10 protein-coding genes are annotated in these 13,839 nt (G+C 73.9%); 5 read left to right on the plus strand and 5 right to left on the minus strand.

Translation table 11 applies throughout. The features are described from left to right. The first annotated feature begins 29 nt into the window (after positions 1 to 29). Positions 30 to 1,877 carry a LuxR family transcriptional regulator gene (locus tag AB0P07_RS10565; RefSeq protein WP_365547957.1) on the plus strand — a complete coding sequence of 616 codons (1,848 nt, stop codon included), beginning with the start codon at positions 30 to 32 and terminating at the stop codon, positions 1,875 to 1,877. Between the two features lie 20 nt (positions 1,878 to 1,897). Here the strand turns inward: AB0P07_RS10565 and AB0P07_RS10570 are convergent, their stop codons facing one another. Further along, positions 1,898 to 5,005 (minus strand): CHAT domain-containing protein, encoded by a 3,108-nt coding sequence (locus AB0P07_RS10570; protein ID WP_365547960.1) that lies wholly within the window; start codon positions 5,003 to 5,005, stop codon positions 1,898 to 1,900. A 166-nt stretch (positions 5,006 to 5,171) separates the two neighbouring features. Between AB0P07_RS10570 and AB0P07_RS10575 the strand changes: the two genes are divergently transcribed. Genes AB0P07_RS10575 through AB0P07_RS10585 form a run of 3 tightly spaced genes read left to right on the plus strand, consistent with a single transcriptional unit; the run spans position 5,172 to position 7,740 of the window. Further along, positions 5,172 to 6,605, plus strand: a complete 1,434-nt coding sequence (locus tag AB0P07_RS10575; RefSeq protein WP_365547962.1) for a S8/S53 family peptidase — start codon at positions 5,172 to 5,174, stop codon at positions 6,603 to 6,605. Positions 6,606 to 6,613: 8 nt separating this feature from the next. Next, positions 6,614 to 7,252 carry a sigma-70 family RNA polymerase sigma factor gene (locus AB0P07_RS10580; RefSeq protein ID WP_365548156.1) on the plus strand — a complete coding sequence of 213 codons (639 nt, stop codon included), beginning with the start codon at positions 6,614 to 6,616 and terminating at the stop codon, positions 7,250 to 7,252. After that, on the plus strand, positions 7,249 to 7,740 hold the full coding sequence (locus AB0P07_RS10585) for a hypothetical protein (RefSeq protein ID WP_365547965.1): 492 nt from the start codon (positions 7,249 to 7,251) through the stop codon (positions 7,738 to 7,740). The genes AB0P07_RS10580 and AB0P07_RS10585 overlap by 4 nt, the downstream gene beginning before the upstream one ends. Before the next feature lie 21 nt (positions 7,741 to 7,761). On the opposite strand, the gene AB0P07_RS10590 is transcribed toward AB0P07_RS10585, so the two are convergent. Further along, complete coding sequence (locus AB0P07_RS10590; protein WP_365547967.1) at positions 7,762 to 8,985, minus strand: cytochrome P450; 1,224 nt, start codon at positions 8,983 to 8,985, stop codon at positions 7,762 to 7,764. 83 nt (positions 8,986 to 9,068) lie between these two features. Then, positions 9,069 to 9,866: an N-formylglutamate amidohydrolase gene (locus AB0P07_RS10595; protein ID WP_365547970.1), complete on the minus strand. Its 798-nt coding sequence runs from the start codon at positions 9,864 to 9,866 to the stop codon at positions 9,069 to 9,071. 79 nt (positions 9,867 to 9,945) lie between these two features. Between AB0P07_RS10595 and AB0P07_RS10600 the strand changes: the two genes are divergently transcribed. Continuing rightward, positions 9,946 to 10,287 (plus strand): DUF5713 family protein, encoded by a 342-nt coding sequence (locus tag AB0P07_RS10600; RefSeq protein ID WP_365547973.1) that lies wholly within the window; start codon positions 9,946 to 9,948, stop codon positions 10,285 to 10,287. Between the two features lie 67 nt (positions 10,288 to 10,354). Here the strand turns inward: AB0P07_RS10600 and AB0P07_RS10605 are convergent, their stop codons facing one another. Together AB0P07_RS10605 and AB0P07_RS10610 are read right to left on the minus strand one after the other, a co-directional pair. Next, a complete protein-coding gene (locus tag AB0P07_RS10605; protein WP_365547976.1) occupies positions 10,355 to 12,574 on the minus strand; it encodes an NADP-dependent isocitrate dehydrogenase in 2,220 nt (739 codons plus the stop codon). A 102-nt stretch (positions 12,575 to 12,676) separates the two neighbouring features. Next, positions 12,677 to 13,756, minus strand: a complete 1,080-nt coding sequence (locus tag AB0P07_RS10610; RefSeq protein WP_365547979.1) for a mechanosensitive ion channel family protein — start codon at positions 13,754 to 13,756, stop codon at positions 12,677 to 12,679. Positions 13,757 to 13,839: the final 83 nt, after the last annotated feature.

Consider the following 13,839-nt stretch of genomic DNA (forward strand, 5'->3'; position numbering starts at 1 on the left):
AGGGGTACTCAAGTCACCCTGTATCAGGGATGAGTAGGCCGACTCATGTTCCCGTGACGACTGTGACGACTTCTCTGCGGGACGCGACGGCACCCGACGCCCCCTGGCCGTTCACCGGGCGGGCGGACGAACTGGAGCTGGTGCGCAGGTCCGTGGCGGCCGGACGGGGCGGCCTCGTGGTGACGGGACCGGCCGGATCGGGCAAGACCCGGCTCGTGACGGAGGCCGTGCGCGGCACGGACCGCGCCCGGGTCGCCGGGACACCCGAGACCCGGGAGATCCCCTTCGCCGCCTTCGCCCACCTGCTCCCGGAGACCGTCACCCTGCACCGCGCGGTCCAGCTCCTGTCCGGCGTACGGCTGCTGCTGGTCGACGACGCACACCTGCTCGACGACTCCTCCGCCGCCCTCCTGCACCAGCTCGCCGTGCACGGGCGCATCCGCCTCCTGGTCGTCGCGACCGACGGCGCCCCCGTACCGGACGCGGTGGCCCGGCTGTGGTCCGGGGATCTGCTGCCGCGCCTCGCCCTGGAACCGCTGCCCCGCGAGGAGACCGCGGAACTCCTCACGGCCGGCGCCGGCATCGGCCTGGAACCGCTCACCGTCGACCGCCTGCACCGGTTGAGCCGGGGGGACCTGCGACTGCTGCGCGAACTCCTGACCGCCGTGCGCGAGGAGGGGCTTCTCGTGCCGGTGCCGGGCACGGACCGGCGCGCGTGGCGGGGCCCCGTGCCGATCACCCGGGCGGTCCGCGAGCGCACCGCCCGGGTCCTCGACCGCGTCCGCGACCGTGCGGAGGAGCGGGAGACACTCGACCGCCTGGCCTTCGCCGAACCGCTGCCCCTGGACCCGGGCCGGGACGACCTCGACCTGCGGGCCCTGGAGAACCTGGAGGCCGAGGGCCTGGTGACCGTCGACGACCACGGCGCCGCCCGTCTCGCGCACCCGCTGCACGGCCCGGTCCTGCGCGCCGCCGCGGGCCGGCTGCGGGCCCGGCGCCTGGCCCGCACCCCCGACCGGACCGGGCCCGCCCTGGAGGCGGAGCGGGCCGCCCTCGCCCTGCGCATCGAGCAGGCGGACGTACGGCCCGTCGAGACACCCGTGGGGGACTGGCTGGTCGCCGAGGGAGCGCCGCTGCCGGCCCCGTACGCGGCGCTGCGGGCCCGGTACGCACGGCTGCGCGGCCGGTTGCGCGACGCGGCGGCCTGGGCCCGCGAGGGACTGGGGGTCGGGGACGACGACGCGGCCTGCCGCCGCGAACTCGTCCTGGCCGTCGCACAGTCGGGCGACGACCCGGCAGGCGTCAGTGGTCCGGCAGAAGCCTGCGCGGCCTGGGCCGCCGCCGCACGCGGCGACCTCGGCGAGGCGGTCCGGGCGGCCGCCGCCAAGGACCCGTACGACGCCGTCCGGTTCGGCGCGCCCGAGTGGGCGACCGGCCGGCTGACCGGTGTCTTCGCCGCCCACGCCGACGCCCTCGCGCGCGGGGACGGGCCGGCGCTCGACCGGGCCGCCGGGGAACTGGAGAGACGCGGCTTCCTGCTCTTCGCGGCCGAGGCCAACGCCCAGGCGGTACGCGCCCACCGCGACCCCCGGGCCGCCCGTACCGCCCGTACCCGTGCCGCCGCCCTTGCCCGATGCTGCCAGGGCGCCCGCACCCCCGCGCTGTCCGGCCTGGTACTCGGCGAACTCACCGCCCGTCAGCGGCAGATCGTCACGCTCGCCGCAGCGGGGCTGAGCAACCGTCAGATCGCGGAGCGGCTCACCCTGTCCGTCCGTACCGTCGGCAACCACCTCTACGGCGCCTACACGCGACTCGGTGCGGGCGACCGCGGCGCCCTGCCCTGGCTGATGGAACTGCCCGAGCCGCTGACCGCCTGACCGGGCGGCGGCCGGCGGTCTCAGGCCGCCCCGAACGCGGTGAAGGCCCACCCCGTCGCCTGGTGCACCGCGTCGCCCGGCAGCGAGGCGCGCGCGTCACGCAACGCCTCCGCCAAGGACAGGCCCGCGTCCAGGCCCTTGTGCAGCGCGAGCATCAGGGGCACCGCGGCGGCGTCGTTGACCGGCGCGGTGCACGCCACCACACCGGCCGTGCCCAGCGGCAGCAGCGCGGTGACGAGACCGAGCAGTTCGTCGGCGCCGACCGACGCGAAGCGCGCGGTGTCGCAGCAGGGCAGGATGATCCGGTACGGGCTGCGTTCGAGGCGCTCGAAGTCGTGCACGATGAGCGGCCCGTCCGCCATCCGCAGCGAGGAGAACAAGGGGCTGTCCGCCCGGAAGGTCCCGTGCGCCGCGATGTGCGCCAGCGCGGCCCCGTCCAGCTCCCGCAACACCCTCGGCACCCGCGCCTCGTCCCCCTCCAGCACCGTGGGCCCACCGCGCCGGTCCGGGCCGCCGGGGGACCGCGCCGTGCGTGCCCGTGGAGGACGACCACCCGCCCCCTCCGCTGCGTCCCACGGCACAGGCCTCCGAACGCCCTCACCACTCACCGCGCCCGGGCCTCCCGGTCCGGCCGTCGCGGGCGGGCTCCCCGAGCCGTCCGTCGCGAACCGGGTCCCACCACCGGCCGCCGGGACAGGGACTTCGCCGCCCGGCGCCGGGGACCGGGTCTCGCGGTCGGTGGCCCCGGGCCGGGTGTCGTCGTCGGGGAGCCGGGACGGGGTCCCTCGGGCGGGCTCCGCTGTCCGGGTTTCGGCGGCGGTCGACCCGGCATCGGGTTCCCCGCCGGGGAGCCCGGGCCGGTCCGTGTGGTCGGTCGCCCCGTAGTGGATGCCGTTGCCGGACGGCTCAGCCTCCGGGGCGCTGCCGCCCGGGCCGTACCCCTGCCCGGGTGGCCGGTGCCACGCCGCACCGTCCTTCGGTGTCCGCATCGCCCCGTACCGTTGCGCGAGTTCCGGGATCTCGGCGCCGCCGCTCGCCAGACCGGGGCCGCGGACCAGCACCTGGCGGCCGCCGGGCGGGGCGGCGGTGTCCCGCGCGCGCAGCCAGCTGCTCGCCGACGGCGACACGCTCAGGACCCGTTCGCGCAGGGCGGGCAGCAGGGACCACGGCACGCGATGCAGACGGGCCGGCGGGACCACGACGACCGGACCCGAGCCGAGGTGTGCCGCGGCCGGCCCCAACAGCAGGTGCTGCAGCCGGGCGCCGGCCGCCTCCACCAGCGGCAGCCGCGCCTCGGCGCCGGGATGGGCCAGCCGTCGCAGACCCGCCTGCACGTGCTCCGCCTCCGCCTCCGCCTCGGCCAGCAGCCCGGCCTCGAACCGCCGCACCCGCCCCTGCCCGCACAGCAGCACGTGCACGCGCCCGTCGAGCACCGCCAGCTCCACCAGCCGCACCTCGTCGCCCAGCCGGCGCAGCAGCCGACCCACGTCGAACCGGTCGCCGTCGCCGGGCGCCTCGCCCCGCATGTGCAGGGTGCGGGAACGGATCTCCCGCTCCAGGCGCCGCTGTTCGCGCTCCAGCGCGGGCGCCGGCCGGCCGCCGTCCGAGCGGGTCTCCTCGGCGCGGGCGGCGAGCTCCCGGAACGCCGTCATGGCGGTCAGCAGCACCGGATCGGCCGGCGGCCGGGTCGGCGGCGCCGAGAGCACCGTCGCCCGCCAGCGCTCGCTCCAGCCCAGCAGCCGCCGCGGCCCGCCCGAGACCAGCGACGCCCGCTGCGCCAGCGCCGCCAGTTCCGCGCCCTGCGCCGTGGCCCGGGCCCGCAGCTCCGAGGCGCCCAGCGTCATCCGGTGGTCGTCGAGGACGTCAAGACCCCGCCGGCAGGCCTCCAGCACACCCCGCGCCGACCCCGCCGCCCGCGCCCGCAGCGCCTGTGCCGCCCAGCCCGTCATCCGCGCCAGCGGTGGCCCGCTGTGCCGGCTGCGCGCGGCCACCGCGAGATGCCGTTCCGCGTCGGCCGTCCAGCCGAGGTCCAGCGCGATCCTGCCCGCGAGGAGCGAGGCCTCCGGCGCGGCGGGCGCACCGAACGCCGCCAGCCGCTCCGCCACCGTCGCCGCGTCCGCGACCAGCCGGCCCGACCCCCGCCCCGTGGCGACCCGCGCCTCGATCAGCACCAGCCGGGCGTGCGTCTCGTACCAGGTCCGCCGCTGCCCGGCGAACAGTCGCACCGCGACCGCCGCGCGCGCGAGCGACGTCTGCGGCTCGCCCGCCAGCCGGGCCGCCCGCGCGGCCACCAGCAGCAGCTCGGCCCTGCGGGTGGACTGCCCGCCGATCCCCTCCAGCACCGCGATCGACCCGTCCGCCTCCGCCAGCGCCTCCATGGCGAGCCCCGCGGCCATCAGCACCTCGCAGCGCCGGATGGTGAGCATGAACGTCGGCGTGCCCAGCTTCGCGTACCGCTCCTCCGCCTCGTCGAGGAGCCGCAGCGCCGCCGGCACGTCGCCCGACCGGAACGCCGCGAGGCCCCGGCTCTCCACCGCGTCGGCCTTGTCGTGTTCCTGGCCCGTGGTGTCCCACAGCGCCTCCGCCGCGGTGAAGTCGGCATCCGCCCGCTCCACCGAGCCCAGCGCCAGGTGCACGGTCGCCCGCAGCGTCAGCGCCCGCGCCGTCCAGATCACGTCGTCGGCCTGCCGCAGCACCGGGATCGCCCGCCGTACGTCCTCCAGCGCCTCGCCGTGCCTGCCCAGCACCCACCACACGTACGCCCGCCGGTACAGCACTCGCGCGCGCGTGTGACCGCTTCCGCGCGCGACCCCCTGCTCGAACGCGGCCAGCCCCGCCCTCGTACGCCCGGCGTGCACCAGCGCGACCCCGAGCGTGGCCAGGACGTCCGCCTCCCGCTCGGCCGAGTCGGCACGGGCGGCCAGGTCGCGGGCGCGCCGCAGATGGGCCAGGGCACGCCGGGTGTCGCCGAAGTCCCGCTGCCAGATGCCGATCACCTGATGAGCGACCGAGGCGTGCAGCGGCGAAGGATCGGCGCCCAGCAACTCCTCAGCCCGCGCCAGCGCTTCGCCCGGGGCGGCGAACACCATCGGCAGCAGTTCGAGAACCGAGTCGTTTCGCGCTGTCACTCCACGGATGGTAGTGCTCCGGAACCACGCCACACAGGTTCGAGTCTGTATCAATCGGCCGCCCCGGGACTCTGATTGACGACCGCTGCCGCCACCGTGGTCACGTTCGCGGTCACGACCGCGGCTTTGAACGTCGTCACCGCCACCGACCCAGTGGAGGACAAGCATGGCACCACAGCGATTCCGCGAGCAGTTCGACCAGATCCAGCGCTCGATGCCGGACGTCCCGCTGGCGATGGGGCCCGACGACTCCGCCGAGTTCTTCTACGAGAAGGGCGTGGTCCTCGCCCGCGACGGCGAGGAGGCCCGCCTCGTCGAGGACACCGTGCGCGACCACTTCACCGCCATGTCCGGCCTGACGCCCGACCACGTGCGCCGGGCGAGCCCCGAGACCAACCGCACCGGCATCACCCGCATCCAGGTCGCCGATCCCGGCCAGGGCGTGGGTGAGGGCGACCCCGTCGTCGCCCACGCCCTGCGCTCCCTCAGGACCACGGAGGGCCGCGCGGGCCGCCGGCTGATCAGCCGCAACCACGTCGTCTCCATCGCCGTCAACGCCTGCCCCGGCGACGAACCCGTGCCCGTCCCGCTGAGCGAGCCGCCCAACCCGGCCTCCGACGGAACGCCGTACGACGCCGGGTCCGCCGTCGGCGTCCTCGTCATCGACACCGGCCTCATGCACGACTACCGGTCCTACCCGCTGCTGGCCCACACCGAGGGCGACGCCCAGATCAGGGAGTGCGACGACGACGGCGTCCTGTGCCAGTACGTCGGACACGGCACCTTCATCGCCGGACTCGTCGCCGCCGTCGCGCCCAACACCGACGTGACCGTCCGCAACACCCTCAACGACGCGGGCGCCGTCCTCGAGTCGGAGCTGGGCGAGAAGCTCTTCGAGGCCGTCGACCGCGACGGCTGGCCCGAACTCCTCAGCCTCTCCGCCGGCACCTCCAACGGCCGCACCGACGGCCTGCTCGGCGTGCACGCCTTCATGGAGGAACTCCGCGATCAGCGCACGCTGCTGGTGGCGGCCGCGGGCAACAACGCCAGCGCGACGCCCTTCTGGCCCGCCGCCTACGCCACCCTGCCCGGCTGGGAGGACTCGGTGCTGTCGATCGGGGCACTGCGCTCCGACGGCGAGTTCGGCGCCTGCTTCAGCAACCACGGCGGCTGGGTGCGGGCCTACGCCCCCGGCGAGCGCCTCACCGGTCCCTTGACCGGCTTCGTCTCACCCGTGCCGTACGTCTACCAGCACTCCACCTACGACGCCTGTCGATTCGGTTTCCTCTACGCCTGCACCTGCCAGTCCCCGCGGCACAACGGGGTGCTGAGCGAGCCGGGCGAGGCGCCCGCCAAGCCGGACCAGGTGATGTTCGAGGGGCACGCGCAGTGGAGCGGCACCTCCTTCGCCACCCCCGTTGTCGCGGGCCTGGTCGCCTCCCACATGACGGCGCACAAGGAGACCGACCCCCGCACGGCAGGCCGGCAACTCCTCGCGGCCACCACCGAGTACGCGGAAGTGCGCGGGGCGCACGTGCCGGCGCTGCTGCCGCCCACGTGGCACCCGGTTCCCGTCGACCCGTCGGCCGGCGGGTCGTGAACGGCCTGCTGCCGGTCGGAACCACCCGCTCCGCGGCGTACGATGGCACGTCGTACACGAGGGGTGGGACCGTGGACCGTGCAGATGTCGGGGCGCTCGTCCAGTCGGCGGCCGACGGGGACGCGGCGGCCTGGAAGTCACTGGTGGACGGGCTCGGCCCGCTCGTCTGGTCCGTCGCGCGCTCGCACGGGCTGTCCGACGCCGACGCCCACGAGGTGTACCAGACCGCCTGGTTCCGCTTCGCCCAGCACCTGGGGCGGATCCGGGAACCGGAGAAGACCGGCTCCTGGCTGGCGAGCACGGCACGCAACGAGTGCCTGAAGCTGCTGAAGGCGTCGAAGCGGTGGACGCCGACCGACGATCCGCAGCTGCTCGACCGGCCGAGCGAGGACCGTACGCCGGAGGAGTCGCTGCTCGACTCCGAGGAGGCCGCCGCGCAGACCGAGCGCGTACGGCTGCTGTGGCAGGAGTTCGAGGAACTGGGCGAGCGGTGCCGTCAGTTGCTGCGGGTGCTGATCTCCTCGCCACCGCCCAGTTATCAGGAGGTGTCCGCCGCGCTGGGAATCGCGGTGGGCAGCATCGGGCCGATGCGCCAGCGCTGTCTGCGCCGGCTGCGGACCCGGCTGGAGGCACGGGGGACGAAATGAGCGATCTGAACGACGAGTACGACGAGCGCGAGGGATACGACGAGCGCGACGGGGAGTCGCACGACGCTCTGCTGGAGGAGGAGCTGCGGCAGGCCGCCGCGATCCTGGACCCGGTCCCGGCCGAACTGCGGCGCGTCGCGGTCGACGCCTTCGCCCTGCACGACCTGGAGGCCCGCGTCGCCGAGCTGACCTTCGACTCGCTGCTGGACGGCATCCCCGTCAGGGGGGTGGCGGACCCGCCGCGGATGCTGACCTTCAGCACGGACGGGCTGACCGTCGACGTCGAGGTGACCGCGGACGGCCTGATCGGCCAGCTGCTGCCGCCGGGCCCGGCCGGCATCGAGGTGCTGAGCGGTCCCCGGGCCCATGCGCGGCTGACGGCCGACGACATGGGCCGGTTCACCGGCGACGCCCCGCCGACGGGGCCGTTCGCGCTGCGGTTGCGCACCGGCCGGGAGGTGGTCGTCACGGAGTGGCTGCGGACCTGAGCGCCCCACCGGACGGCGGTGCTACCAGGTGCAGGGCAGCGTGCGCGGTCCCCTGATCATGGTCTTGCGTCGCCAGGCCACCTGCTCGGCCGGGACCGCGAGCCGCAGCCCCGGCAGCCGCTCCAGGAGCGTGTCGACCAGCAGCTCGGTCTGCATCCGGGCGAGCACGGCGCCGGTGCAGAAGTGGTGCCCGTTGCCGTATGCCAGGTGCGGGTTGGGGTCGCGGTCCAGGTCGATGCGGTCCGGGTCCGGAAAGATGTCCGGGTCGCGGTTGGCGGCCAGGTAGGACACGTACACCGGGTCACCGGCGGCGATGCGCGTCCCGTGCACCTCGACGTCCTCCAGGGCGATGCGGGCCAGGCCCACCGAGGTGCGGTGCGAGATCCAGCGCAGCAGCTCGTCCAGCGCCGTGCCCCGCGCCTCGGGCCGCTCGCGCATCCGCGTCATCAGCTCGCGACGGGTCAGCAGCAGGTACAGCATCTGGCCGACGTTGTGGGTGACGGCCTCGCCGCCGATCTGCAGCGGCCCCGCCAGCCCGACGGCCTCCGTCTCGCCGACCTCGCCGCGGCCCACGGCGGCGCCGAGCATGGAGTACACGTCGTCGCCGTCACTGTCCGCCCGGGCGCGGACGGTCTCGGTGATCCACCCGTACAGGCCCTGCTTCGCCCGCTCGGCGGCCTCGGCGCCGCCGGAGGTGGAGATGATCTGCCGGGTCCAGGAGTGCACGCGCTCCCGGTCGGCGGCCGGCACCCCCATCACCTCGCTGACGACGGCGATCGGGAAGGGTTCGAGGACCCGCTCGACCAGGTCCGCGGGCGGCCCCTCGGCGAGGATGCCGTCGACCAGACCGTCGAGGATCTCCTGCGCCCGGGGCCGCATCCGCTTCGCCGCGCCCACGGTGAACGCCCCCGCCACCGCCCGCCGCAGCCGGTTGTGGTCGGGCTGGTCGGCGAAAGCGAGCGAGCCGGGGCGCGGCTTGAAGTGCGGGGCGAGGCGCGTGATCTGACGCTGCGTCACCTCGGCCCGCCCGAAGCGCGGATCGTTCGTGATCGCCTTCACGTCGTCGTACCGCGTGGCCAGCCAGGCCCAGCCCTCGCCGTGCGGGAGCCGGACGCGGGTCAGCGGCCCCTCGCGCATCAGGTCGGCGAGGACCGGGTCGAACTCCGGGCCGTCCAGGTCGAGGGCGGGCCAGTCCCGTACCGGGGGCGGCGACTGGCCGGTGAGGGTGGTGGTCTCCTGCGTCATCCCCCCACCCTCGCCGCGCCCCGCCCGGCTGTCGCGCGGGAGTGCTCCAGCCGGTGGCGGCCGCACCGGCGGCCCGGCCCTCCTCAGCGCGACACGGCGTCGACGAGCGCCGCGAGCGACTCGGCGAGCCGGGACAGCCCGGGCCCGGCCGGACCGCCCGGCTCCGTCATGTAGGTGTCCCGGCGGATCTCCACCATCAGCGCGCTGACCTCGGTCCGCTTGCCGTAGAAGTCCAGGGGCACGTACGTCCCGCTGAACGGGCTGTCCAGGCCGGTCCCCCCGCACGCGGCGAACGCGTCCCGGGCGGCGGTGAGCAGCCCGGACGGCGTGTGGAAGTCGTCGGTGCCCAGGCAGACCGGCGGGCGAGGGCCCTCGCCGTGCAGTTCGTAGGGGAGCGGCTCGGCCGGGTAGGAGTGCACGTCGACGAGGACGGCCCGTCCGGTGACCGCGAGCCGGTCGGCGACCGCCTCGGTCATGGCCCGCGCGTACGGCCGGAAGTACCGCTCGATCAGCGGCTTTGGGTCGGTGCCGTCCGGGCGCAGCACCGCACGGTGCGAGGTCCGCGTGTACACGGCGCCCATCCCCACGGCCGTCATCTCCTCCCGCTCGTCCGGGAACCGCTCCGGGTCGACCACCAGCCGCGAGGCCCGGTTCACGAACCGCCACGGCGTGAGACCGGCCAGTTCGGCGGCCCGCCCGGCGATCTCGGCCGTGTGCGAGTCGGTCATGTGGTCCAGCTCCCGCTCCAGCTCCGCGTCGGACAGGACGATGCCGCTCCGGACGTCGGCGGGGACCGCGCGGGAGGAGTGCGGCACGTGGAGGATCACGGGGGAGTGCGGGGCGCCCGGCAGCAGTGCGAAGGCGGGCGGGGCGTCGGTCACGGGGCGGCTCCGAGGGCGTTGTCAGTGGGGTGCGGCAGGATCACGGGGACGGCACCGGGCAGCGAGGACAGGGGGCATCATGCCGATCACCAACCAGCGGTTGGCCGCACACCGGTTTCTGGCCGGACTGTACGAGGACGACTACTTCCCGCACCGGGTGGTGGACCGGGGCCGCGACATCCTGCTCCGGCTGTGCGCCCGCGTGGAGGCGGACCGGCCGGGCGACCTGGCGGCGCTCTATGCGCTGACCCACGCGGCCACCGAGGAGTTCAACGAGCTGGAGGCGGCCTTCGAGGAGGCGGGCAGCGAGATCGAGACCACGGCCCGGGAGGAGATAGGCGAGGCCTTCTGGTTCGTCGCCCAGGCCTACGGTTTCACGGACGCGGACCCGGAGGAGCTGATCGCGCCGCGGGAGTGGTGAAGCGGCGGCACCCCGCCTCCGAGAGACGGAAGACGGGGTGCCGGGGTCCGTGCGGACCCGGGGAGGATCAGGCGAGGGACGCCAGTGCCTCGTTCCAGGTGGCCGACGGGCGCATGACCTTGGCGGCCTTGGCCGGGTCGGGCTGGTAGTAGCCGCCGATCTCGGCCGGCTTGCCCTGGACGGCGTTCAGCTCCTCGACGATCTTCTGCTCGCTCGCGGTGAGCGTCTCGGCGAGCGGGGCGAAGGCCTTGGCCAGGTCCGCGTCGTCGGTCTGCTTGGCCAGCTCCTGCGCCCAGTACAGGGACAGGTAGAAGTGGCTGCCGCGGTTGTCGATGCCGCCGACGCGGCGGGTCGGGGACTTGTCCTCGTTGAGGAAGGTCGCTGTGGCGCGGTCGAGGGTGTCGGCGAGGACCTTGGCCTTGCCGTTGCCGGTGGCCTCGGCGTACTGCTCCAGGGACGGCACCAGGGCGAAGAACTCGCCGAGGGAGTCCCAGCGCAGGTAGTCCTCCTTGACCAGCTGCTGCACGTGCTTCGGGGCCGAGCCGCCGGCACCGGTCTCGAAGAGGCCGCCGCCCGCCATCAGCGGGACGACCGACAGCATCTTGGCGCTGGTGCCCAGCTCCAGGATCGGGAACAGGTCGGTCAGGTAGTCGCGCAGCACGTTGCCGGTCACCGAGATGGTGTTCTCGCCCCGGCGGATGCGCTCCACCGACAGCTTGGTGGCCTCGACCGGGTTGAGGATCCGGATGTCCAGGCCCTCGGTGTCGTGCTCCGGCAGGTACGCCTTCACCTTGGCGATCAGGTTGGCGTCGTGGGCGCGGCCCTCGTCCAGCCAGAAGACGGCGGGGTCGCCGGTGGCGCGGGCGCGGGTGACGGCCAGCTTCACCCAGTCGCGGATCGGCGCGTCCTTGGTCTGGCAGGCGCGGAAGATGTCACCGGCGGAGACGGTCTGCTCCAGCACCGCGTTGCCCGCGGCGTCCACCAGGCGGACGGTGCCCGTGGTGGGGATCTCGAAGGTCTTGTCGTGGCTGCCGTACTCCTCGGCCTTCTGCGCCATCAGGCCGACGTTCGGGACCGAACCCATGGTGGAGGGGTCGTAGGCGCCGTTGGCACGGCAGTCCTCGATGACGGCCTGGTACACACCGGCGTACGAGGAGTCCGGGATCACGGCGAGGGCGTCGTGCTCGTTGCCGTCCGCGCCCCACATGTGACCCGAGGTGCGGATCATGGCCGGCATGGAGGCGTCGATGATGACGTCGGAGGGCACGTGCAGGTTGGTGATGCCCTTGTCGGAGTCGACCATGGCCAGCTCCGGGCCCTCGGCCAGCTCGGCGTCGAAGGACGCCTTGATCTCGGCGCCCTCGGGCAGGGACTCCAGGCCCTTGTAGATGCCGCCCAGACCGTCGTTCGGGGTGAGGCCGACCTTGGCGAGGACGTCGCCGTACCGGGCGAAGGTCTTCGGGAAGAAGGCGCGGACCACGTGGCCGAAGATGATCGGGTCGGAGACCTTCATCATCGTGGCCTTCAGGTGCACCGAGAACAGGATGCCCTCGGCCTTGGCGCGGGCGACCTGCGCGGTGAGGAACTCGCGCAGCGCGGCGACGCGCAGCACGGAGGCGTCGACGACCTCGTCCTTCTTCACCGGTACCGAATCGCGCAGCACGGTCGTGGTGCCGTCGTCGCCGACCAGCTCGATGCGCAGGGTGCCGTCCTCGGCGATCACCACGGACTTCTCGGTGGAACGGAAGTCGTTCTCACCCATGGTCGCGACGTTGGTCCTGGACTCGCCGGTCCAGGCGCCCATGCGGTGCGGGTGGGTCTTGGCGTAGTTCTTCACCGACGCCGGGGCGCGGCGGTCGGAGTTGCCCTCGCGCAGGACCGGGTTGACCGCGGAGCCCTTGACCTTGTCGTAGCGGGCGCGGACGTCGCGCTCCTCGTCGGTCTTCGGGTCGTCCGGGTAGGCCGGCAGCGCGTAGCCCTGGCCCTGCAGCTCGGCGATGGCGGCCTTGAGCTGCGGGATGGACGCCGAGATGTTCGGCAGCTTGATGATGTTGGCGGCGGGCGTCTTGGCCAGCTCGCCGAGCTCCGCGAGGGCGTCCGGGATGCGCTGGTCCTCGGTGAGGTACTCCGGGAACAGGGCGATGATGCGGCCGGCCAGCGAGATGTCGCGGGTCTCGACCGCGACACCCGCCTGCGAGGCGTACGCCCGGACCACCGGCAGGAACGAATACGTCGCCAGGGCCGGGGCCTCGTCAGTGTGTGTATAGATGATGGTCGAGTCAGTCACCGGGTGCTCCGCTCCACGTCTGCAACATTGCTCGACATCAAGATATCTCGTGATCGACCCCGGCTCGACAGGGGTGGCCGGGAGATTCCGGCCACCTCCGGTTCAGCCGAGCGGGACGGAGTCCTCGCCCGCCCGCTGCTGCGGCAGGACCACGGCCCCCTGCCGGAGGGCCACCGTCCGCGCGGGCGACGGGATCCGGATGCCCTCCGCGCGGTAGCGCTTGTGCAGCCGCTTGATGAACTCGTGCTTGATCCGGTACTGGTCGCTGAACTCGCCCACGCCGAGGATCACGGTGAAGCCGATCCGCGAGTCGCCGAAGGTGTGGAACCGGATCGCCGGCTCGTGGTCCGGCACCGCGCCGCCGACCTCGGTCATCACCTCGGCGATCACCTCGGTCGTCACGCGTTCCACGTGCTCCAGGTCACTGTCGTAGGACACCCCGACCTGGACCAGGACGGTGAGTCGCTGCTCGGGGCGCATGAAGTTGGTCATGTTCGACTTCGCGAGCTGGCCGTTCGGGATCACGACCAGGTTGTTGGACAGCTCGCGGACGGTGGTCTGGCGCCAGTTGATGTCCTCGACGTAGCCCTCCTCGCCGCTGCTGAGCTGGATGTAGTCGCCCGGCTGCACGGTCTTCGAGGCGAGGATGTGGATCCCGGCGAAGAGGTTGGCCAGCGTGTCCTGGAGGGCCAGCGCGACCGCCAGACCGCCCACGCCGAGGGCGGTGAGCATCGGCGCGATGGAGACGCCCAGCGTCTGCAGCATCACCAGGAAGCCGATGGCCAGCACCAGGATCCGCGTGATGTTGACGAAGATCGTGGCCGACCCGGCTACCCCGGAGCGCGAGGTCGTCACCGTGCGTACCAGACCGGCGACCACCCGGGCCGCCGTCACCGTCGCCACGAAGATCAGCAGCACCTGCAGCACCTGGTTGACGCTGTGCTGCACCGTCCGGGTCAGCGGCAGCGCCGCCGCGGCACCGGCCGCCCCGCCCGCGAACGCCGCCCACGGTGCCACCGTGCGCAGCGCGGCCACGATCACGTCGTCGCCGCTCCAGCGGGTGCGGTCGGCGTGACCCGCCAGCCAGCGCAGCAGCAGGCGCAGCAGGAACGCGCCCAGCAGGCCCGCGCCCAGCGCGATGCCGGCGGGCAGCAGATGGTCCACGGTCAGGTCCTCGGTCACCGGCCGCCTCCAACGGAATGACTACGGAATGCCCACGGGATGTCGGGGATGCGCGATCCGGCAGAACCGCAAGGCAGTTCGAC

It is taken from the genome of Streptomyces sp. NPDC085944, from assembly GCF_040686295.1.
Classification (GTDB): domain Bacteria; phylum Actinomycetota; class Actinomycetes; order Streptomycetales; family Streptomycetaceae; genus Streptomyces; species Streptomyces salinarius.

Coding starts and splice junctions, on each gene's coding strand:
- AB0P07_RS10565 (WP_365547957.1), top strand. CDS start 30: ATGAGTAGGCCGACTCATGTTCCCGTGACGACTGTGACGACTTCTCTG.
- AB0P07_RS10575 (WP_365547962.1), top strand. CDS start 5,172: ATGGCACCACAGCGATTCCGCGAGCAGTTCGACCAGATCCAGCGCTCG.
- AB0P07_RS10585 (WP_365547965.1), top strand. CDS start 7,249: ATGAGCGATCTGAACGACGAGTACGACGAGCGCGAGGGATACGACGAG.
- AB0P07_RS10590 (WP_365547967.1), bottom strand. CDS start 8,985: ATGACGCAGGAGACCACCACCCTCACCGGCCAGTCGCCGCCCCCGGTA.
- AB0P07_RS10600 (WP_365547973.1), top strand. CDS start 9,946: ATGCCGATCACCAACCAGCGGTTGGCCGCACACCGGTTTCTGGCCGGA.